This is a genomic window from Terribacillus sp. DMT04 (assembly GCF_019056395.1).
Taxonomy (GTDB): Bacteria; Bacillota; Bacilli; order Bacillales; family Amphibacillaceae; genus Terribacillus; species Terribacillus aidingensis_A.
The window spans coordinates 155,493-176,464 of the sequence record NZ_CP077639.1 but is presented as its reverse complement, the minus strand read 5'-3'; the positions used below and the strand labels follow the sequence as shown (position 1 = coordinate 176,464).

At 44.0% G+C, this 20,972-nt stretch carries 22 protein-coding genes and 1 other annotated feature; all 22 genes read right to left on the bottom strand.

The genetic code is table 11. The features are described from left to right. Positions 1-12: 12 nt before the first annotated feature. Entirely contained in the window at positions 13-213 is a 201-nt protein-coding gene (gene rpmC / locus KS242_RS00930) for a 50S ribosomal protein L29 (protein ID WP_077304121.1), read from the bottom strand. Then, positions 203-637, bottom strand: coding sequence for a 50S ribosomal protein L16 (rplP, locus tag KS242_RS00925; protein ID WP_217322618.1), 435 nt, complete (start codon positions 635-637; stop codon positions 203-205). Before rplP ends, rpmC begins: the two co-directional genes overlap by 11 nt. 18 nt (positions 638-655) lie before the next feature. Further along, entirely contained in the window at positions 656-1,297 is a 642-nt protein-coding gene (rpsC, locus tag KS242_RS00920) for a 30S ribosomal protein S3 (RefSeq protein ID WP_217322617.1), read from the bottom strand. Positions 1,298-1,300: 3 nt separating this feature from the next. Further along, positions 1,301-1,642 (bottom strand): 50S ribosomal protein L22, encoded by a 342-nt coding sequence (gene rplV, locus KS242_RS00915; protein ID WP_097043549.1) that lies wholly within the window; start codon positions 1,640-1,642, stop codon positions 1,301-1,303. 18 nt (positions 1,643-1,660) lie between these two features. Continuing rightward, positions 1,661-1,939 (bottom strand): 30S ribosomal protein S19, encoded by a 279-nt coding sequence (rpsS, locus tag KS242_RS00910; RefSeq protein WP_217322616.1) that lies wholly within the window; start codon positions 1,937-1,939, stop codon positions 1,661-1,663. Positions 1,940-1,996: 57 nt separating this feature from the next. After that, positions 1,997-2,827, bottom strand: a complete 831-nt coding sequence (gene rplB / locus KS242_RS00905) for a 50S ribosomal protein L2 (RefSeq protein ID WP_217322615.1) — start codon at positions 2,825-2,827, stop codon at positions 1,997-1,999. A 28-nt stretch (positions 2,828-2,855) separates the two neighbouring features. Then, the gene (rplW, locus tag KS242_RS00900; protein WP_077304103.1) at positions 2,856-3,146 is read right to left on the bottom strand and encodes a 50S ribosomal protein L23; all 291 of its coding nucleotides are present in this window, start codon (positions 3,144-3,146) and stop codon (positions 2,856-2,858) included. Continuing rightward, positions 3,146-3,769, bottom strand: a complete 624-nt coding sequence (gene rplD, locus KS242_RS00895) for a 50S ribosomal protein L4 (RefSeq protein WP_097043546.1) — start codon at positions 3,767-3,769, stop codon at positions 3,146-3,148. The genes rplW and rplD overlap by 1 nt, the downstream gene beginning before the upstream one ends. Positions 3,770-3,795: 26 nt before the next feature. Next, on the bottom strand, positions 3,796-4,425 hold the full coding sequence (gene rplC, locus KS242_RS00890; RefSeq protein WP_077304097.1) for a 50S ribosomal protein L3: 630 nt from the start codon (positions 4,423-4,425) through the stop codon (positions 3,796-3,798). A gap of 27 nt (positions 4,426-4,452) precedes the next feature. Further along, on the bottom strand, positions 4,453-4,761 hold the full coding sequence (gene rpsJ, locus KS242_RS00885; protein WP_077304095.1) for a 30S ribosomal protein S10: 309 nt from the start codon (positions 4,759-4,761) through the stop codon (positions 4,453-4,455). A gap of 361 nt (positions 4,762-5,122) precedes the next feature. Further along, positions 5,123-6,313, bottom strand: coding sequence for an elongation factor Tu (gene tuf / locus KS242_RS00880; RefSeq protein WP_077304093.1), 1,191 nt, complete (start codon positions 6,311-6,313; stop codon positions 5,123-5,125). 127 nt (positions 6,314-6,440) lie between these two features. Then, positions 6,441-8,519 carry an elongation factor G gene (fusA, locus tag KS242_RS00875; RefSeq protein ID WP_217322614.1) on the bottom strand — a complete coding sequence of 693 codons (2,079 nt, stop codon included), beginning with the start codon at positions 8,517-8,519 and terminating at the stop codon, positions 6,441-6,443. Positions 8,520-8,558: 39 nt separating this feature from the next. Then, a complete protein-coding gene (rpsG, locus tag KS242_RS00870; protein ID WP_217322613.1) occupies positions 8,559-9,029 on the bottom strand; it encodes a 30S ribosomal protein S7 in 471 nt (156 codons plus the stop codon). 41 nt (positions 9,030-9,070) lie between these two features. Beyond that, positions 9,071-9,484, bottom strand: coding sequence for a 30S ribosomal protein S12 (rpsL, locus tag KS242_RS00865; RefSeq protein WP_077304085.1), 414 nt, complete (start codon positions 9,482-9,484; stop codon positions 9,071-9,073). Between the two features lie 108 nt (positions 9,485-9,592). Continuing rightward, positions 9,593-9,844: a 50S ribosomal protein L7ae-like protein gene (locus KS242_RS00860; protein ID WP_097043542.1), complete on the bottom strand. Its 252-nt coding sequence runs from the start codon at positions 9,842-9,844 to the stop codon at positions 9,593-9,595. Between the two features lie 143 nt (positions 9,845-9,987). After that, the gene (gene rpoC / locus KS242_RS00855; RefSeq protein ID WP_217322612.1) at positions 9,988-13,599 is read right to left on the bottom strand and encodes a DNA-directed RNA polymerase subunit beta'; all 3,612 of its coding nucleotides are present in this window, start codon (positions 13,597-13,599) and stop codon (positions 9,988-9,990) included. Positions 13,600-13,655: 56 nt separating this feature from the next. Then, positions 13,656-17,195, bottom strand: a complete 3,540-nt coding sequence (gene rpoB / locus KS242_RS00850; RefSeq protein ID WP_217322611.1) for a DNA-directed RNA polymerase subunit beta — start codon at positions 17,193-17,195, stop codon at positions 13,656-13,658. 631 nt (positions 17,196-17,826) lie between these two features. Continuing rightward, the gene (locus KS242_RS00845) at positions 17,827-18,429 is read right to left on the bottom strand and encodes a class I SAM-dependent methyltransferase (RefSeq protein WP_217322610.1); all 603 of its coding nucleotides are present in this window, start codon (positions 18,427-18,429) and stop codon (positions 17,827-17,829) included. A 99-nt stretch (positions 18,430-18,528) separates the two neighbouring features. Beyond that, the gene (gene rplL, locus KS242_RS00840; RefSeq protein WP_217322609.1) at positions 18,529-18,891 is read right to left on the bottom strand and encodes a 50S ribosomal protein L7/L12; all 363 of its coding nucleotides are present in this window, start codon (positions 18,889-18,891) and stop codon (positions 18,529-18,531) included. Between the two features lie 52 nt (positions 18,892-18,943). Next, entirely contained in the window at positions 18,944-19,444 is a 501-nt protein-coding gene (rplJ, locus tag KS242_RS00835) for a 50S ribosomal protein L10 (RefSeq protein WP_217322608.1), read from the bottom strand. Between the two features lie 41 nt (positions 19,445-19,485). Continuing rightward, positions 19,486-19,630: a sequence feature (ribosomal protein L10 leader region), on the bottom strand. 49 nt (positions 19,631-19,679) lie between these two features. After that, positions 19,680-20,372, bottom strand: coding sequence for a 50S ribosomal protein L1 (gene rplA / locus KS242_RS00830; protein ID WP_097043536.1), 693 nt, complete (start codon positions 20,370-20,372; stop codon positions 19,680-19,682). Between the two features lie 162 nt (positions 20,373-20,534). After that, positions 20,535-20,960, bottom strand: a complete 426-nt coding sequence (gene rplK / locus KS242_RS00825; RefSeq protein ID WP_143588801.1) for a 50S ribosomal protein L11 — start codon at positions 20,958-20,960, stop codon at positions 20,535-20,537. Positions 20,961-20,972 lie beyond the last annotated feature (12 nt).

The window sequence follows — 20,972 nt, the reverse complement described above, 5'->3', positions numbered from 1 at the left end:
TCCTCTCGGAATTTAGTTATTTACGCTTACTTCTCTTTCACGAACAACAGTCTTCATGCGAGCAATTGTTTTACGGACTGTGCGAATACGTGCAGTATTCTCAAGCTGTCCAGTAGCTAATTGGAAGCGCAGGTTGAAAAGTTCTTCTTTAAGAGACTTAACTTTTTGTTCAATTTCGGCAGTGGTAAGTTCTTTGATTTCATTAGCCTTCATTGATTTCACCACCAATTTCTTCACGTTTTACGATCTTAGTTCTTATTGGCAATTTATGAGAAGCAAGACGCAATGCTTCACGAGCCACCTCTTCAGGTACTCCAGCTACTTCGAACATAATTTTACCAGGTTTTGTAACAGCTACCCAACCTTCAGGTGAACCTTTACCAGAACCCATTCGAACTTCTAGAGGTTTTTTAGTGTATGGCTTATCCGGGAAGATTTTGATCCATACTTTACCGCCACGTTTCATGTAACGAGTCATTGCAATACGGGCAGATTCGATTTGACGGCTAGTAATCCAAGCTGGATCTAAAGCTTGAAGACCCCATTCACCAAATGCAACTTCTGTACCGCCTTTTGCACGACCATTCAATTTACCACGGTGTTGTCTACGATATTTTACGCGTTTAGGCATTAACATAATGCTTTTCCCCCTTCCTTATCGGTTGTTTTTTGTTGGAAGGACTTCGCCACGGTAGATCCATACTTTAATACCAAGCTTACCATAAGTTGTGTCAGCTTCAGCTGTGCCATAGTCAATATCAGCACGTAGAGTATGAAGTGGAACTGTTCCTTCGCTATAAGATTCTGCACGAGCGATGTCTGCTCCGCCTAGACGACCAGAAACTTGAGTACGGATACCTTTAGCACCAGCACGCATTGCACGCTGCAATGTTTGTTTCTGTGCACGACGGAATGAAATACGGTTTTCAAGTTGACGAGCGATGTTGTCTGCTACTAATTTAGCATCAATATCGACACGCTTCACTTCTACGATGTTGATGTGAACACGTTTGCCAGTAAGGCTGTTTAGAGCTTTACGTAGCGCTTCAACTTCAGAACCGCCTTTACCAATTACCATACCAGGTTTACCAGTATGAATAGAGATGTTTACACGGTTAGCAGCACGTTCGATTTCCACTTTGGAAAGCGCAGCATCTTTCAAACGTTGTTCTAAATAATCACGGATTCTGATATCTTCGTGTAGTAAATCGGCGTAATCTTTGCCACCGTACCATTTGGAATCCCAGTCACGGATGACGCCGACGCGAAGACCTGTCGGATTTACTTTTTGACCCACTGCTTAACCCTCCTTCTTTTCTGTAACAACCACTGTAATGTGGCTAGTACGTTTGTTGATTTGGCTTGCACGACCTTGTGCACGTGGACGGAAACGTTTCAATGTAGCACCTTCGTTAACGAATGCTTCAGAGATAATAAGGTTATCCGTATCCATTTCATAGTTATGTTCTGCGTTAGCAACTGCAGAACGAAGTACTTTTTCTACTGGCAATGATGCACCACGCTGAGTGTGACGCAGAATTGCAATAGCTTCTCCAACATTTTTTCCTCGAATTAAATCAACTACTAAGCGAACCTTACGAGGAGCAATGCGAACTGATTTTGCCATAGCTTTTGCTTGCATTTAGGATTGCCTCCCCTCTTAGCGTTTTGTTTTCTTGTCGTCCGCTGCGTGACCTTTGTACGTACGAGTTGGTGCGAATTCACCAAGTTTATGACCTACCATATCTTCAGTAACATAAACAGGTACGTGTTTACGGCCATCGTAGACAGCGATTGTGTGTCCAACGAATGTTGGGAAAATAGTAGAGCGACGGGACCAAGTTCTGATAACTTGTTTCTTATCGCCTTCGTTCATTTTGTCGACTTTCTTTAGCAAATGATCATCTGCGAAAGGTCCTTTTTTCAAGCTGCGACCCATACATAAACCTCCCTTTGCGATATGGAGACGGGTGAAAATCCCCGTCTTGCTACCACATTATTTTTTACGCTTACGCACGATAAACTTATCAGACTGCTTGTTACGTTTACGCGTTTTGTAACCAAGTGTCGGTTTGCCCCATGGAGACATTGGTGATTTACGTCCGATAGGAGCGCGTCCTTCACCACCACCGTGTGGGTGATCGTTAGGGTTCATTACAGAACCACGTACAGTTGGGCGTTTGCCCTTCCAGCGAGAACGTCCTGCTTTACCAACGATGATTAGTTCGTGTTCTAGGTTACCAACTTGACCTACTGTCGCACGGCAAGTACCTAGTACTAGACGTACTTCACCAGAAGTTAGTCTTACAAGAACATATTTACCTTCACGTCCAAGGATTTGAGCCTGTGCACCAGCAGAACGAGCTAGCTGAGCGCCACGACCTGGCTTCAATTCGATGTTGTGGATGATTGTACCAACTGGGATAGAAGCAAGTTCCATAGCGTTACCTACTTTAAAGTCAGCACCTTCACCAGAAAGGATTTCAGTTCCTACTTCCAAGCCTTTTGGAGCAAGGATGTAGCGTTTTTCACCATCAACATAGTGAATAAGAGCGATGTTCGCAGTACGGTTTGGATCGTACTCGATTGTAGCAACGCGTCCTGGTATTCCATCTTTGTCGCGTTTAAAGTCAATAATACGGTATTGACGCTTATGTCCGCCACCTTGGTGACGTACTGTCAATCTACCTTGGTTGTTACGTCCGCCACGTTTATGAAGCGGTGCAAGCAATGCTTTTTCAGGCTTGTCAGTTGTGATTTCAGCAAAATCCGATACAGACATATTACGACGTCCGTTAGTGGTCGGTTTATACTTTTTAATCGCCATCTTTGTTTCCCTCCTTCTCTATTAGTTCTTAAACACCTTCGAAGAAGTCGATTTCTTTACTGTCTTCTGTAAGTGTTACAACTGCTTTTTTACGATCTGGGCGGTATCCGCCGTAACGACCTTGACGTTTGAATTTACCCTTAAGGTTAAGTGTGTTGATCTGCTCCACTTTAACACCGAAGATCACTTCAACCGCTTGTTTGATTTCGATCTTGTTGGCACGTTTGTCAACTTCGAACGTATATTTCTTATCAACCATAAGGTCAGAAGAATGTTCCGTAATTACAGGGCGCTTAATAATATCACGTGGATCTCTCATTATGCAAGCACCTCCCCTGCTTTTTCAGCTGCCTCTTTCGTTAAGATCAGCTTATCATGCGTTAGCAAGTCAAGAACGTTTACTTCGCTTTGTGTCAACACTTTAACGTTTTTAAGGTTGTTAGCAGAACGTACAACTGTTTCGTCTTTTTCTGCAGTAACGATCAATACCTTTTTATCTACGTTGAGTGCGTTAAGCATAGCAACGACATCTTTTGTTTTAGGAGCATCAAATGCAAGGCTATCTAGAACGAAGATGCTTTCTTCTTGTACTTTAGAAGATAGTGCTGATTTAAGCGCTAGACGACGAACTTTTTTAGGTAGTTTGTAGCTGTAGCTGCGTGGAGTCGGTCCGAAAACAGTTCCACCGCCAACCCATTGTGGAGAACGGATGGATCCTTGACGCGCACGGCCAGTACCTTTTTGACGCCATGGCTTTCTTCCGCCGCCTCGTACTTCAGAACGTCCTTTTACTTTATGCGTACCTTGACGCATAGAAGCACGTTGCATTAGTACAGCTTCGTGTAATACATGTGTGTGTGGCTCAATACCGAAAACGGAATCGTTCAATTCGATATCACCGACTTGAGAACCGCTTTGGTTGAATAGTGCTACTTTAGGCATGATATATCCTCCCTTCGTATTATGAATTAGTTACCTTTTACGGCACCTGATACTTTCACGTAAGATTTTTTCGCGCCAGGCACGTTACCTTTAACAAGGATAAGGTTGCGCTCAGCGTCAACTTTAACGATTTCAAGGTTTTGAACAGTAATTTGCTCTCCGCCCATTTGTCCTGGTAATGCTTTACCTTTGAAAACGCGCATAGGGTCAATTACACCCATAGAACCTGGTCTTCTGTGGTAACGAGAACCGTGTGACATTGGTCCGCGGGATTGGTTGTGGCGCTTGATCGCACCTTGGAATCCTTTACCTTTAGAAGTACCTGTTACATCTACAACGTCTCCTGCAGCGAAAATCTCTACGCTTAGCTCTTGGCCAACTTCATGTTCAGCTAGAGCAGCGTCACGGATTTCACGAATGTAGCGCTTAGGTGTTGTGTTTGCTTTCTCAGCATGGCCCTTCGCAGGTTTGTTAGCGTTGTTTGCTTTCTGATCAGCAAATCCTAGTTGCAATGCATTGTAACCGTCAGTTTCGACAGTTTTCTTTTGAAGAATTACGTTTGGTTCAGCTTGGATAACTGTAACAGCTTGAAGTTCACCATTTTCAGTGAAAAGCTGTGTCATGCCGATCTTGCGTCCCAAGATTCCTTTCGTCATCCGTTACACCTCCTATTTGTTGTTAAATTATAGTTTAATTTCGATGTCCACACCGGACGGTAGGTCAAGTCTCATCAAAGAATCGACTGTTTGCGGTGTAGGACTTACGATATCGATAAGACGTTTGTGAGTACGCATTTCGAACTGCTCACGAGAGTCTTTGTATTTGTGCACCGCACGTAGAACTGTATATACAGATCTTTCTGTAGGAAGCGGAATCGGACCTGATACGTTAGCACCAGAGCGCTTCGCTGTATCTACGATTTTTTCTGCAGACTGATCAAGGATTCTGTGATCGTATGCTTTTAAACGGATTCTGATTTTCTCTTTTGCCATTATTTTCCCTCCTTTATCGCCCTTATTTTTTAGGACATTCTCAGCGGAAATTAACTTGACCACCCTGCCATGGCAAAGGGGCCTGGTGTGCCAACAACCTCCCGCATCATCGCCTTTTAAATGACCAACATTATAATTATATAGAAAAAACGCGGTCAATGCAAGTCTTATCTAGATTTACAGTTTCTAAACAGTAATCTTTCATAAGATGACACTTTATGTATTATACAGAGGCTTCCACCTGTTTTCAAGTGATTTCGGCATTTTTTACAAATCAGCACCGCTGCCAATGTTTGGTTAAGGCAAATAAAAAAAACAGACAGCACGTCTGCTGTCTGTTTTTCTATATTGTTATATCAGCTTACGCTTCGATAACAGATACAACGCCTGATCCAACAGTACGTCCACCCTCACGGATAGAGAAGCGAGTACCATCTTCGATAGCGATTGGAGAAATAAGTTCTACACTCATTTCTGTGTTATCGCCAGGCATGATCATTTCAGTACCTTCTGGAAGGTGAACTACGCCAGTTACGTCAGTTGTACGGAAGTAGAACTGTGGGCGGTAGTTAGTGAAGAATGGAGTGTGACGTCCACCTTCATCTTTAGAAAGAACATAAACTTCAGCTTTGAACTTTGTGTGTGGAGTGATTGTACCTGGCTTAGCAAGTACTTGTCCACGGTTGATGTCTTCACGGGATACACCACGAAGTAGCGCACCAATGTTGTCACCAGCTTCAGCATAGTCAAGAAGCTTACGGAACATTTCAACACCTGTAACAGTTGTTTTCTTGTTCTCTTCAGCAAGACCGATGATGTCAACTTCGTCGCCGACTCTTACTTCACCACGTTCAACACGGCCAGTTGCTACTGTACCACGGCCAGTGATTGAGAATACGTCCTCAACAGGCATCATGAATGGTTTTTCTTTGTCGCGCTCTGGAGTTGGGATGTACTCATCAACTGCATCCATAAGTTCGAAGATTTTCGCTTCGTAGTCAGCGTCGCCTTCAAGAGCTTTAAGAGCAGAACCTTTGATTACTGGTACATCATCACCAGGGAAGTCATATTCGCTTAGAAGATCGCGAACTTCCATTTCAACAAGTTCAAGAAGCTCTTCGTCGTCAACCATGTCACATTTGTTTAGGAATACAACGATCGCAGGTACACCTACGTTACGAGAAAGTAGGATGTGCTCACGAGTTTGTGGCATTGGACCATCAGCAGCAGATACTACTAGAATCGCACCATCCATTTGTGCAGCACCAGTGATCATGTTTTTAACATAGTCAGCGTGACCTGGGCAGTCAACGTGTGCATAGTGACGAGTTTCAGTTTCATATTCTACGTGTGCAGTAGAGATTGTGATTCCACGTTCTCTTTCTTCAGGTGCACCGTCGATTTGATCATAAGCCATAGCTGTACCGTTACCAGACTTCTTGTGAAGTACAGTAGTGATAGCTGCAGTTAGTGTAGTTTTACCATGGTCAACGTGTCCGATAGTACCAACGTTAACGTGGGATTTGGAGCGGTCGAATTTTTCTTTACCCATTAGTAATTCCTCCTTAAATATAGAAAATATCATGTAATAGATAGTATGTTTCTTGTATTGCGGAAGCATACGCACGCGCACGCAGGCTTCCACTACAAGTTATACTTGATTACTGTCAAAAAATCAATTATTGACCAGCGTTTTTCTTAATAATTTCTTCTCCAACGCTTTTCGGAACTTCTTCATAGTGGTCAAATGTCATTGTGTAAGTTCCACGGCCTTGTGTGTTGGAACGCAACGCTGTTGCGTAACCGAACATTTCAGCTAGTGGTACGAATGCATTAACTACTTGAGCAGGTCCGCGTGTATCCATACCTTCTACACGGCCGCGACGGGAAGTGATGTCGCCCATGATGTCTCCCATGTATTCTTCAGGGATAACAACTTCCACTTTTACAAGTGGCTCCAAGATGACAGGCTGACATTTGTTCTTAGCGTTCTTAAGCGCCATAGAAGCAGCAACCTTAAAGGCCATCTCGTTGGAATCGACATCGTGGTAGCTACCATCAAATAGAGATGCTTTTACGTCGATTAGCGGATATCCAGCTAATACACCGTTTTCCATCGATTCTTTGATTCCAGCTTCAACAGATGGGATGTATTCACGAGGAACTACACCACCAACGATTTTGTTTTCGAACTCAAAACCGGCACCTTCTTCGTTTGGCTCGAATTTGATCCAAACGTGACCGAACTGTCCGCGTCCACCAGACTGACGTACGAATTTACCTTCGACTTCAGCAGATGCACGGAATGTTTCGCGGTAAGCAACTTGCGGAGCACCTACGTTCGCTTCTACCTTGAATTCGCGACGCATACGGTCAACGATGATATCCAAGTGAAGCTCACCCATACCAGAGATAATAGTCTGGCCAGTTTCAACGTTTGTTTCCGTTCTGAAAGTAGGATCTTCCTCAGCTAGTTTACCAAGTGCAACAGACATTTTATCTTGGTCTGCTTTTGTTTTCGGTTCAATCGCAACAGAGATAACTGGTTCTGGGAATACCATAGACTCAAGAATTACTAGTGACTTCTCATCACATAGTGTATCTCCAGTTGAAGTATCTTTCAAACCTACTGCTCCGGCGATATCACCAGCGTAAACTGTGGAAATCTCTTCACGAGTGTTAGCATGCATTTGCAGGATACGGCCTACACGCTCACGCTTGTCCTTCGTAGAGTTTTTCACGTATGAACCTGCATCCAATGTACCGGAGTACACACGGAAGAAGGTTAGTTTACCAACGAACGGATCCGTTGCAACTTTAAAGGCAAGTGCACTGAATGGCTCGCTGTCGCTTGATTTACGTACAACTTGTTCTTCAGATCCTGGAACAATACCTTCGATAGCTGGTACGTCAGTTGGTGCTGGCAAGTAATCAACAACACCGTCGATTAGAAGCTGTACACCTTTGTTTTTGAATGCTGAACCACAGAATACTGGGTAGAATTCAACAGAAAGAGTCGCATTACGAACTGCTTGTTTAAGCTCTTCGTTAGTGAACTCTTCCCCTTCAAGGTAGCGTTCCATAAGACTTTCATCTTGTTCCGCTACAGCTTCAATAAGGTTTGTGCGATATTCATCCACAAGATCCTTCATATCAGCAGGGATTTCACGAGTCTCGAATTTTTGTCCAAGATCGTCAAGGTAGAAATGAGCTTCCATTGTGATAAGGTCGATGATTCCTTCGAAATCATCTTCCGCACCGATTGGAAGTTGTACTGGATGCGCATTCGCCCCCAGACGTTCATGCATCGTCTTAACAGAATAAAGGAAGTCTGCACCTGTTTTATCCATTTTGTTGACGAATACGATACGAGGTACACCGTATGTTGTTGCTTGACGCCAAACTGTTTCAGTTTGCGGCTCAACACCGGACTGTGCATCAAGAACAGCTACCGCACCATCAAGTACGCGCAGGGAACGTTCAACTTCAACTGTGAAGTCTACGTGTCCTGGTGTATCGATGATGTTGATACGATGACCTTTCCATGAAGCTGTTGTTGCAGCAGATGTGATTGTGATACCACGTTCTTGCTCCTGCTCCATCCAGTCCATTTGAGAAGCACCTTCATGCGTTTCTCCAATTTTATGGATACGTCCTGTATAGAATAGAATACGCTCTGTAGCAGTTGTTTTACCAGCATCGATGTGAGCCATGATACCGATATTACGCGTATTTTCTAAGGAGAACTCTCTAGCCATGTAGTATATCTCCTTCCTAGAGTGAATTTAAGTTGAATCTTACCAGCGGTAATGAGCAAATGCTTTGTTTGCTTCCGCCATCTTATGCATATCTTCACGCTTCTTAACAGCAGCACCAGTGTTGTTAGACGCATCTAGAATTTCGTTAGCAAGGCGCTCTTCCATTGTTTTCTCGCCGCGTAGACGGGAATAGTTAACAATATAACGAAGACCTAGTGCTTGACGACGCTCTGGGCGTACTTCCACAGGAACTTGGTAGTTAGAACCACCAACACGGCGTGCGCGTACTTCAAGTACAGGCATAACGTTCTTCATGGAATTCTCGAAAACCTCCATTGGATCGTTACCGCTACGTTCTTTAACTAGTTCAAATGCTGCATAAAGAATCTTTTGTGCTTTACCGCGTTGTCCGTCAACCATGATTTGGTTGATCAAACGAGTTACCAATTTAGAGTTGTACAACGGATCTGGTAATACATCGCGTTTCGCAACAGGACCTTTTCTTGGCATATGTTCTCCTCCTTTCCTATAATGTTCATATTATTTTAGTTTTATTTTTTAGGGCGTTTTGTTCCATATTTAGAACGACCTTGAGCACGGCCGTCAACACCTGAAGTATCAAGCGCACCACGTACGATATGGTAACGTACACCCGGTAAATCTTTTACACGTCCGCCGCGGATCAAAACAACACTGTGCTCTTGCAAGTTATGTCCGATACCAGGAATGTAGGCAGTAACCTCAATTCCGTTTGTCAAACGTACACGTGCATATTTACGCAACGCGGAGTTTGGTTTCTTTGGAGTCATTGTACCAACACGAGTACATACACCACGTTTTTGTGGAGAAGACTGATCAGTCAAAGACTTCTTGAAACTGTTGTACCCTTTATTCAATGCTGGAGAGTCAGATTTCTTTGATTTGCTTACGCGACCTTTGCGTACTAATTGGTTAATAGTAGGCATGTTTTTTCCTCCTTTCAAAGCTTTTTGTAATACCACACATCCAGGTGGTTCATTTTTGGGCAAAAAACAAAGCTTTCACGAGCTGAGCTAGCATCAGCTGCGCCAAAACTATCTTTTAATTGCCAAAGTAGCTGTCCCTACATCTATGCCACAAGCTTCTCCTAATCGTTTCATAGAATCGACTTGGATTACTGGTATGCCTAATTCTTCTGCCAGCTTTCTTACCTGGCTGGTAATGTGCTCGGCAGCGTCATTTGCAATGACAACTGTTTCCACTTTAGCCTGCTTCATGGCTTTCAGTGTTTGTTTGGTTCCGATAACGATTCCCGTGTTAGCTTGTGCTACTTTTTCATAAGACATATGCATATCCTCCAAAGTATACAAGGAGAATCGGAAGCACCTTGAATATAGTATCACTCAAGTAAGGTAATTGTCAATCACCTTACGAGAGATTTACAGTGCTTCCGACAATTATTTAGTTTCCTTGCTTATTAAGGGCACCGTTACGGTGTAACAGATTCTAAATCCTGATCTTCTGTCGTTTCTTCAGGTACATCCAGTTTCGCTTTAATCTTACGATACTGCGGCATACCAGTACCTGCTGGAACTAGTTTACCGATGATAACATTCTCTTTCAGGCCGAGAAGCTCATCACGCTTACCTTTAATTGCTGCATCAGTCAAGACACGAGTTGTTTCCTGGAAGGAAGCAGCAGACAAGAAGGAATCAGTTTCCAGGGAAGCTTTCGTAATACCAAGTAATACTGGCTTACCGCTTGCCGGCTGTAAGTCTTCTTGAAGTACAGAACGGTTTGCTTCTCTGAATTGGTGAATCTCAAGAAGAGATCCTGGCAGTACATTCGTTTGCCCGGAATCGACAACACGTACTTTACGAAGCATCTGACGAACCATTACTTCTACGTGCTTATCACCGATTTCTACACCTTGCATACGATATACTTTTTGTACCTCTTTCAATAGATACTGCTGAACGCCAGCTACACCGCGGACACGAAGCAATTCTTTCGGATCGATAGAACCTTCAGTCAGTCCTTCACCCGCTTCAATTGCATCGCCTTCTGCAACACGCAGACGCGCGCCGTATGGAGCTGTGTATGTCTTCGTCTCAACGGTACCTTGAACAACAACTTCTTGTTTTTCTTTGACTTCGTTGATTTCGATGACAGTACCTTTAATTTCAGAGATAACCGCTTGACCTTTCGGATGACGCGCCTCGAACAATTCCTGGATACGCGGCAAACCTTGTGTAATATCATCTCCAGCTACCCCACCTGTGTGGAACGTACGCATTGTAAGCTGTGTTCCTGGTTCACCGATAGATTGTGCTGCGATGATACCAACTGCCTCGCCGACTTCAACGTCGCTGCCAGTTGCAAGGTTACGGCCATAACATTTCTTACAAGCTCCGTGTTTTGTATTACATGTAAACACAGTACGGATTGATACTTCTTCAATCCCTGCTTCAATAATCTGTCTAGCTGTATCTTCATTAATCAATTCATTCTTCGTTACGATGACATCGCCTGTTTCTGGATGTTTCACATTCTCAAATGCTGTACGTCCAACAAGACGGTCATACAATGGTTCAATCATTTCTGTGCCTTCTGTAAGTGCGCGCACTTTCAAGCTGCGATCCGTTCCGCAATCTTCTTCACGGATGATAACATCCTGTGCAACGTCTACTAGACGACGAGTCAAGTAACCAGAATCGGCTGTTTTCAGAGCGGTATCGGCAAGACCTTTACGCGCACCGTGTGTAGAGATGAAGTACTCGAGTACTGTCAGACCTTCACGGAAACTGGACTTGATTGGCAATTCGATGATTCGGCCGGCCGGGTTGGCCATCAGACCACGCATACCAGCAAGCTGCGTAAAGTTAGATGCGTTACCACGGGCACCAGAGTCACTCATCATAAAGATCGGGTTACGGTTGCTCAAGGATTTCATCAGACGTTCTTGAATGTCATCCTTCGCTTTAGACCAGATCGAGATAACGCGGTCGTAACGTTCTTCTTCTGTGATCAAACCACGGCGGAACTGTTTCAATACTTTATCCACACGCGATTGTGCCTCATCAAGAATTTCTGTTTTCTCTTTCAATACAACGATATCAGAGATACCAACCGTAATACCTGCTTTTGTAGAATAGCTGAATCCTAGATCTTTCATGCGGTCAAGCATCTTAGACGTTTCGCTGATTTTGAAACGCTTGAATACTTCAGCGATGATGTCTCCAAGGAAGCCTTTCTTGAACGGTGAGATAACATCGCGCTTAGCGATTTCCTCTTTAATGTTCGCACCCTTCTCTACGAAGTAGTGTGCAGGTGTTTTTTCTTCTAAGTTCTCGCGAGTTGGTTCGTTCATATAAGGGAACGAGCTCGGCAAGATCGTATTAAAGATCAATTTACCTACTGATGTAAGCAAAATCTGTTCATTCTGCTCTGCAGTAAATGTTTCGTTTTTCAGTGAACCTGCATGTACTGCTACACGAGTGTGCAAGTGTACATAGCCGTTCTGATATGCAAGCATCGCTTCGTTAACATCATTGAAAATCTTACCTTCACCGATGGCATCTTCGCGCTCAAGCGTCAAGTAGTAGTTACCTAGTACCATATCCTGAGACGGCGTAACAACTGGTTTACCATCTTTCGGGTTCAAGATGTTCTGCGCTGCAAGCATTAGAATACGAGCTTCTGCTTGCGCTTCTGCAGATAGAGGTACGTGAACGGCCATCTGGTCACCATCAAAGTCAGCGTTATATGCTGTACATACGAGCGGGTGAAGACGGATTGCACGGCCTTCTACTAATGTTGGTTCGAATGCCTGAATACCTAGGCGGTGAAGCGTAGGGGCACGGTTAAGCAATACTGGATGCTCGCGGATAACTTCCTCGAGTACATCCCATACTTCTGGGTGCAAGCGTTCGATTTTACGTTTTGCAGATTTAATATTATGCGCAAGTCCTTTTTCAACCAATTCTTTCATGATGAATGGTTTGAATAGCTCAAGTGCCATTTCTTTCGGAAGACCACACTGATACATCTTCAGATGCGGACCTACAACGATTACGGAACGACCGGAATAGTCTACACGTTTACCTAGTAAGTTCTGACGGAAACGTCCTTGCTTCCCTTTCAGCATATGAGAAAGAGATTTCAACGGGCGGTTACCAGGACCTGTAACTGGACGACCGCGGCGGCCGTTATCGATCAACGCATCAACAGCTTCCTGAAGCATACGTTTTTCGTTTTGTACGATAATGCTAGGAGCACCAAGATCAAGCAAGCGTTTCAGACGGTTGTTCCGGTTGATTACACGGCGGTACAAATCGTTCAAGTCAGACGTAGCAAAACGTCCTCCGTCAAGCTGTACCATCGGACGAAGCTCCGGCGGGATAATTGGAAGTACATCCAATACCATCCATGAAGGATCGTTTCCAGAATTACGGAATGCTTCTAAAACTTCCAAACGTTTGATCGCACGCGTTCTGCGCTGACCTTGTGCTGTTTTTAATTCTTCACGCAGTGTTTCTACTTCTTTTTCTGCATCAATATCAGAAAGAAGTTTACGGATAGCTTCCGCGCCCATTTGAGCTTGGAACGTATTACCGTATTTTTCGCGATAAAGGCGATATTCCTTCTCAGAAAGAAGTTGTTTCTTCTCAAGCGCTGTGTCGCCAGTTTCTGTAACGATGTACGCTGCAAAGTAAATAACTTCTTCAAGCGCGCGAGGGGACATATCTAGTACAAGACCCATACGGCTTGGAATACCTTTAAAGTACCAAATGTGAGACACAGGAGCAGCTAGCTCGATGTGTCCCATACGCTCACGGCGTACTTTTGCTTTGGTAACTTCTACGCCGCATCGATCACATACGACACCTTTATAACGGACGCGTTTGTATTTTCCGCAGTGACATTCCCAGTCTTTTTGAGGACCGAAGATACGTTCACAGAACAAACCGTCTTTCTCGGGTTTCAACGTACGATAGTTGATCGTTTCCGGCTTTTTCACTTCTCCGTAAGACCAAGAACGAATCTTATCAGGTGAAGCCAAACCTATTTTCATAAACTCAAAATTATTTACATCTATCAAGGGGCCTACCTCCCTTTTAGTATCCCGTTACTGCCCTGCAGTTGATGTTACGTCGCTTAACCTTCCTGCACATCAAGATTGATGCGGTCAGGTGCTTGCGTATCGTCTTCATCCTCGAGTTCGCGCAATTCTACTTCTTCTTCATCACCATTGAGGATTTTAACATCCATACCAAGACTCTGAAGCTCTTTGATCAATACTTTGAATGATTCTGGTACACCTGGCTCTGGTACATTGTCACCTTTAACAATAGCTTCATAAGTTTTCACACGTCCGACTACGTCATCGGATTTAACTGTTAGAATCTCTTGCAATGTGTATGCTGCACCATATGCTTCAAGTGCCCATACCTCCATCTCACCGAAACGCTGTCCACCGAACTGTGCTTTACCACCGAGCGGCTGCTGCGTAACAAGAGAGTAAGGACCCGTGGAACGTGCATGCAGCTTGTCATCAACCATGTGGGCAAGCTTGATCATGTACGATACACCAACAGAAACGCGGTTATCAAATGGTTCACCGGATCTTCCGTCGTAAAGGATTGTTTTCGCATCACGCGGCATTCCAGCTTCTTCAAGTGTTTCCCAAACATCTTCTTCACGCGCACCATCAAATACTGGTGTTGCAACGTGGATGCCCAGAGCACGAGCTGCCATTCCTAAATGAAGCTCAAACACCTGACCGATATTCATACGAGATGGTACCCCTAGTGGGTTAAGCATGATATCAACTGGTGTGCCGTCTGGCATGAACGGCATATCCTCTTCTGGAAGGATTTTAGAGATAACACCTTTGTTACCGTGACGTCCGGCCATCTTATCCCCTTCAGAAATCTTACGTTTCTGAACGATGTAAGCACGCACTAGCTGGTTTACACCTGGAGGAAGCTCATCGCCATCTTCACGGTTGAAGATTTTAACATCCAAGACAATACCGCCGGCACCATGTGGTACACGAAGGGAAGTATCACGTACTTCACGAGCCTTTTCACCGAAGATTGCGTGCAATAGACGTTCTTCAGCAGAAAGCTCTGTTACGCCTTTAGGTGTTACTTTACCAACAAGCAAATCACCATCGGAAACCTCAGCACCGACACGGATGATACCGCGCTCGTCAAGATTCTTCAGTGCGTCTTCCCCAACGTTAGGGATATCGCGAGTGATTTCTTCTGGTCCAAGCTTCGTATCACGAGCTTCTGATTCGTACTCCTCGATGTGGATAGATGTATAAACATCATCTTTTACAAGGCGTTCACTCATGATGATCGCATCCTCGTAGTTATAACCTTCCCATGTCATGAAGGCAACTAGTACGTTACGACCAAGTGCAAGCTCTCCATCTTCCATAGAAGGTCCGTCAGCAAGGATTTCTCCTTTTGTGACGCGGTCGCCAACACTTACGATTGGACGCTGGTTATAACAAGTTCCTTGGTTGGAACGTTTAAACTTCTGCAAACGATAACGGTCTGTATCGCCTTTTACTTCACTGCCGCCAACTTCTGTAACGCGGCGTACAAAGATTTCTTTTGCTTCTACACGCTCTACGATACCGTCTTCGCGGCAGATAACAGCTGCACCGGAGTCTTTACCAGATACATATTCCATACCCGTACCAACGATTGGCGCTTCTGGCTGCATCAACGGTACTGCTTGTCGCTGCATGTTCGCACCCATTAGTGCACGGTTGGAGTCATCGTTTTCCAAGAAAGGAATACACGCCGTTGCGGCAGATACAACCTGCTTCGGTGATACGTCCATGTAATCAACGCGATCACGGCCTACGATTGTATTCTCCTCACGGAAACGAGCAACTACTTCTTCGTTCTCGAAGCTTCCGTCTTCTAGTAACGGAGAGTTTGCCTGTGCGATAACATAGTTATCTTGCTCATCAGCAGTTAGGTAGTCGATATGTTCTGTAACACGGTTTGTTTCTGGATCAACGCGGCGGTAAGGCGTTTCGATAAATCCAAATTTATTCACTTTCGCATAAGAGGATAGTGAGTTAATCAAACCAATGTTCGGACCCTCTGGCGTTTCGATCGGACACATTCTTCCATAGTGGGAGTAATGTACGTCACGAACCTCAAAGCCGGCACGTTCCCGCGTAAGTCCACCAGGTCCCAAAGCAGAAAGACGACGTTTATGCGTCAATTCGCCAAGCGGATTCGTTTGGTCCATGAACTGGGAAAGCTGAGAGCTACCAAAGAACTCTTTAATTGATGCAATTACCGGACGAATATTGATCAGCTGCTGCGGTGTGATGGAAGAAGTGTCTTGGATAGACATACGCTCTCTTACCACACGCTCCATACGAGATAGACCGATACGGAACTGGTTCTGAAGCAGCTCACCAACAGAACGCAATCTTCTGTTACCAAGATGGTCAATGTCATCTGTGCCGCCTACTTCATACAATAAGTTAAAGAAGTAGCTGACAGCAGATAAGATATCAGCAGGATCAAGGTTCTTGATGCTGTCATCAACCGTAGCGTTACCAGTGACATTTAATGTGCGCTCACCTTCAGGATCTGTAGGATCGACGATTTTAATTGTCTGCACTACAACTGGCTCTTCTACAACACCATCATGAGGTTCAACAACATTTTCACCGAATTTACTGTTTGTTCCGTCCAAGTAAGGAAGGATCTTATCAAGCAAACGACGGTCTAATTTATCGCCTTTTTGAGCAAGCACTTCGCCTGTCTCTTCATCAACAACTGGCTCAGCCAAAGTTTGGTTGAAAAGACGGTTTGCGATGTTAAGTTTTTTATTCATTTTGTAACGACCTACATGCGCTAGGTCATAACGTTTTGGATCAAAGAAACGAGAAACAAGCAAGCTTTTTGCATTCTCTACTGTTGGCGGCTCACCTGGGCGAAGACGCTCATAAATCTCAAGCAATGCTTTTTCTGTTGTTTCTGTATTGTCTTTCTCCAAAGTGTTACGTAGGTATTCGTTCTCACCAATTAAATCAATGATTTCTTGGTCAGTTCCGAATCCAAGTGCACGAAGCAATACAGTGATTGGCAGTTTACGAGTACGGTCAATACGTACGTGTACAACGTCTTTCGCATCTGTTTCAAATTCCAGCCATGCACCACGGTTAGGAATTACAGTTGCTGTATGACCGCGTTTTCCGTTCTTGTCAACTTTTTCACTGAAATAAACACTAGGGGAGCGAACAAGCTGAGAAACGATAACACGTTCCGCACCATTAATGACGAACGTACCTGTATCAGTCATTAATGGGAAGTCACCCATGAATACTTCTTGTTCTTTCACTTCGCCTGTTTCGTTATTCAACAAACGGACCTTCACACGAAGTGGAGCGTTATAGGTAACGTCTCTTTCTTTCGCTTCATCTACTGGATACTTCGGTTCGCCAAGGCTATAGTCGACAAATTCCAGAGATAGATTACCCGCAAAATCCTCAATCGGGGAAATATCCTGGAACATTTCTCGCAATCCTTCTTCTAAGAACCATTCATAAGAAGCGGTTTGAATCTCGATAAGATTCGGTAACTCTAGCACTTCACTAATACGTGCATAGCTTCTGCGCTGGCGGTGTCGTCCATACTGAACTACTTGACCTGTCAACAGCTTCACCCCTCAAATCAAACATTAGTAATGTATTCAAGCTACAGTCCGTAAACTGCAGTAAATCAACACTTTGCGACAGTTTATTCCCGCTGCCTGCATGAGACATAACGGGCCTTCTTCGGATAAAGGTCTGCCTGAATTGCCGGAAATGCCGATTGACTTTCCAAGCAATAAATTATATATTGTAGCTAACATAAATGAATCGCCACAATATTTACATTGTTCACATCTTCTCTTTTACATAGAAAAGCATTCGCATAAATACGAATGTGATGTGAATGTTGTAATGAAGCGGGCTTCCCTTCCTGTTTAATCAAAAACAAAAAGTGGTATAGTCTCAACAGCAAAATTCTCCCTACTGTTCACTCTGCGCCGCCTGCAAACTAAAAGCGAAAAAGGTTTTTTCATAAAAACCGTTAAAAATTCAGCTTACTAGCTCCCCCGAATGGCGACATACCCTAATCATACATATTAAAATAAAAATCGACGACGGCAAAAAGCATAATAATGATAGCAGTCTTGCCAATCAGCCGACAGTTTAAACACGATGACTGAAGAAAATTATAATTTTCTCCAAGTATCGTTACCTATTGGCATTTTACAATACTATCACAAGCATTTCTTAGAGTCAATCTTTTTTAGCTAGCAGAATATAATAGCCTTTATCTTTTTTCACGATCTCACAAGAACCGAATAGCTGATTCAATTTTTCCTGAGCAGATGGCGCACCCTGTTTCTTCTGGATTACTACCCAGAGCTCACCTTGAGGAAGCAAGGCGTTATAGCTTTCTTCAAATAATTGATGAACTAGCTTCTTGCCTGCCCGGATTGGAGGATTAGTGGCAATTGCTGCAAATTTGCGGTCCGAAAAAGCAGTTAAGCGATCACTCACATAAAAAGACGTATTGTCCGCACCATTCGCCTTTGCATTCTGTCTCGCAAGTGCAACAGCACGTTCATTCACATCACTCATAACAACAGAGCGTTCTTCGTATGTTTTTGCGAACGAAATGCCAATTGGCCCATACCCACAGCCCAGGTCTAGTATATCCCCTTTAATTTCTGGCTCACGGAAAACATCAATTAAGACCCTAGAACCGAAATCCACTTCTTTCTTGGAAAACACACCGCTATCCGAAGTGAATACGAGTGCCTTTCCCTTTAAGCTGAACTGCCATGTAACAGGAGCACTTTCGGAATTTGGCTGGTTAGTATAATAATGATCCGACATAATTGGTCACCTTCTTTTTCAGGATCCATTCACGACTGCCATGGAGAAATGGAGAAATAGATAAAAGGAAAGCTCGCCCGAGGGCGAGCTTTCTTGTTATTACTTAACTTCTACAGAAGCTCCAGCTTCTTCAAGTTTAGCTTTAAGTTCTTCAGCATCTTCTTTAGAAACGCCTTCTTTGATGTTACCAGGAGCGTTATCTACAAGGTCTTTCGCGTCTTTAAGACCTAGACCAGTTGCTTCGCGTACAGCTTTAACAACTTTGATTTTAGAAGCGCCAGCGCTTGTAAGAACAACGTCAAATTCAGTTTGCTCTTCAGCAGCTTCAGCAGCGCCACCAGCAGCAGCAGCTACAGGAGCAGCAGCAGTTACGCCGAATTCTTCTTCGATAGCTTTAACTAGATCGTTCAATTCTAGAACGGACATACCTTTAATCTCTTCAATGATTGTCTCTTTAGACATGTTATTTCCTCCTTGGAAAATGTGTATTTTTGTTTGGAAGTCTCAGGCTGCCTTACGCGCCTTGCTCTTCTTTTTGTTCCGCGATTGCTTTCGCTGCATAAGCGAAGTTGCGAACCGGTGCTTGTAGCACGCTAAGCAACATAGAAAGCAAGCCTTCGTAGTTCGGTAGAGATGCAAGTTCTTGCACTTGTTCTACAGTAGCTACATTGCCTTGGATGACACCAGCTTTGATTTCTAGCGCTTCATGCTTTTTAGCGAACTCGTTCAAGATCTTAGCAGGAGCGATTACATCTTCATTACTGAAGGCAATAGCAGTTGGGCCTGTCAAGTTCTCGTCTAGTTCTGACAAACCAGCTACTTCTGTAGCACGGCGAGTCATTGTGTTTTTGTAAACTTTGAAATCCACGTTAGCTTCACGAAGCTGTTTGCGAAGTTCAGTCACCTCAGAAACAGAAAGACCACGGTAGTCTACGATTACTGTAGATTGGCTCGCTTGGAATTTATCAGCGATTTCCGTAACAACCTGTTTCTTTTGTTCGATGATATTGGACATATGTTCCACCTCCTGTTAGCTTGTTCACCATTATACCTGGAGTTAACATGAAAAATGCCTCCATTCGACATGGAGGCATGATCATATAGGAACAGTCGGAACAGACTGCCTGTTATATCTCACACACCTCGGCAGGAGATTAAGCCCGAAGGCACCTGCTGTCTTAGGTATAACGTTTATTAGGTTTTAACCACAGTTGATTATATAGTGTTTCCAGTTAGATGTCAATAGACGATTAACGGAAAGGAGATACGTCAACTTTGATTCCAGGACCCATAGTAGATGCAATTGCTGCATTCTTCATGTAAAGGCCTTTGGAAGCTTGCGGTTTAACTTTAACTAGCTGTTCGATCAATGCAACAAGGTTTTCTTCCAATTTCTCTTGAGAGAAAGAAGCTTTACCGATTGGTACATGAACGTTAGATTGCTTGTCAACGCGGTACTCAACTTTACCAGCTTTGATTTCCTGGATAGCTTTTGTCACGTCGAAAGTAACTGTGCCAGTTTTCGGGTTAGGCATAAGACCTTTTGGTCCTAGTACACGGCCCAATTTACCAACTTCAGCCATCATGTCCGGAGTTGCAACGATTACGTCAAACTCGAACCAGCCTCCGTTGATTTTTGCGATTAGATCTTGTTCGCCAACGAAGTCAGCTCCAGCAGCTTCTGCTTCTTTTGCTTTATCACCTTTAGCGAATACTAATACGCGCTGAGATTTACCAGTACCATGCGGCAATACCATAGCTCCGCGAATTTGCTGGTCAGCTTTCTTAGGGTCTACTCCCAAACGGAAAGCAGCTTCGATTGTTTCATCAAATTTAGCAGTTGCTGTCTTTTTGACAAGTTCAACAGCTTCTTTTACTTCGTACAGCTGTGTACGATCAACAAGCTTAATTGCTTCTTGTTTCTTTTTGCTTTTTACAGCCATTTCCTTTTCCTCCTCGGATTGTGGTTTTAACGGTAGGACCTCCCACTTGTTAAAGCGGAGCGGACAAAGCCCGCTATTGCCGGAAATGCCGGCTTTTAAAAAGGCTGCGAAATGGTATCCTCCATTCACGCAACCTCGTCATTTTCCTTGATTGAAACAGAATTAGTCTTCGATGACAATTCCCATACTGCGAGCAGTACCTTCAACCATACGCATTGCTGCTTCAACACTTGCAGCATTCAAGTCAGGCATTTTGGATTCAGCGATTTCTTGTACTTTATCGCGTTTAACCGTAGCAACTTTGTTGCGGTTCGGTTCACCTGATCCTGATTCGATACCAGCTGCTTTCTTAAGCAAGACTGCAGCAGGCGGAGTTTTAGTGATGAATGTAAATGAACGGTCTTCGAATACCGTGATTTCAACTGGAATGATCAAGCCAGCTTGCTCTTGCGTGCGGGCGTTAAATTCCTTACAGAATCCCATGATGTTCACACCTGCTTGACCTAATGCCGGTCCTACTGGTGGAGCTGGATTCGCTTTTGCTGCAGGGATCTGCAATTTTACAACTTTGATTACTTTTTTAGCCACGAGACACACCTC

Bases quoted from the DNA above. Each gene is read 5' to 3' on its own strand.
- rplA (WP_097043536.1), bottom strand. From the start codon at position 20,372: ATGGCTGTAAAAAGCAAAAAGAAACAAGAAGCAATTAAGCTTGTTGAT.
- rpmC (WP_077304121.1), bottom strand. From the start codon at position 213: ATGAAGGCTAATGAAATCAAAGAACTTACCACTGCCGAAATTGAACAA.
- rplW (WP_077304103.1), bottom strand. From the start codon at position 3,146: ATGAGAGATCCACGTGATATTATTAAGCGCCCTGTAATTACGGAACAT.
- fusA (WP_217322614.1), bottom strand. From the start codon at position 8,519: ATGGCTAGAGAGTTCTCCTTAGAAAATACGCGTAATATCGGTATCATG.
- rplD (WP_097043546.1), bottom strand. From the start codon at position 3,769: ATGCCTAAAGTAGCACTATTCAACCAAAGCGGTTCTCAAGTCGGTGAT.
- KS242_RS00860 (WP_097043542.1), bottom strand. From the start codon at position 9,844: ATGTCTTATGAAAAAGTAGCACAAGCTAACACGGGAATCGTTATCGGA.
- rplB (WP_217322615.1), bottom strand. From the start codon at position 2,827: ATGGCGATTAAAAAGTATAAACCGACCACTAACGGACGTCGTAATATG.
- rplC (WP_077304097.1), bottom strand. From the start codon at position 4,425: ATGACGAAAGGAATCTTGGGACGCAAGATCGGCATGACACAGCTTTTC.
- rplV (WP_097043549.1), bottom strand. From the start codon at position 1,642: ATGCAAGCAAAAGCTATGGCAAAATCAGTTCGCATTGCTCCTCGTAAG.
- rpsG (WP_217322613.1), bottom strand. From the start codon at position 9,029: ATGCCAAGAAAAGGTCCTGTTGCGAAACGCGATGTATTACCAGATCCG.
- rpsL (WP_077304085.1), bottom strand. From the start codon at position 9,484: ATGCCTACTATTAACCAATTAGTACGCAAAGGTCGCGTAAGCAAATCA.
- rplJ (WP_217322608.1), bottom strand. From the start codon at position 19,444: ATGTCCAATATCATCGAACAAAAGAAACAGGTTGTTACGGAAATCGCT.
- KS242_RS00845 (WP_217322610.1), bottom strand. From the start codon at position 18,429: ATGTCGGATCATTATTATACTAACCAGCCAAATTCCGAAAGTGCTCCT.
- rplP (WP_217322618.1), bottom strand. From the start codon at position 637: ATGTTAATGCCTAAACGCGTAAAATATCGTAGACAACACCGTGGTAAA.
- rpsS (WP_217322616.1), bottom strand. From the start codon at position 1,939: ATGGGTCGCAGCTTGAAAAAAGGACCTTTCGCAGATGATCATTTGCTA.
- rpsJ (WP_077304095.1), bottom strand. From the start codon at position 4,761: ATGGCAAAAGAGAAAATCAGAATCCGTTTAAAAGCATACGATCACAGA.
- tuf (WP_077304093.1), bottom strand. From the start codon at position 6,313: ATGGGTAAAGAAAAATTCGACCGCTCCAAATCCCACGTTAACGTTGGT.
- rplL (WP_217322609.1), bottom strand. From the start codon at position 18,891: ATGTCTAAAGAGACAATCATTGAAGAGATTAAAGGTATGTCCGTTCTA.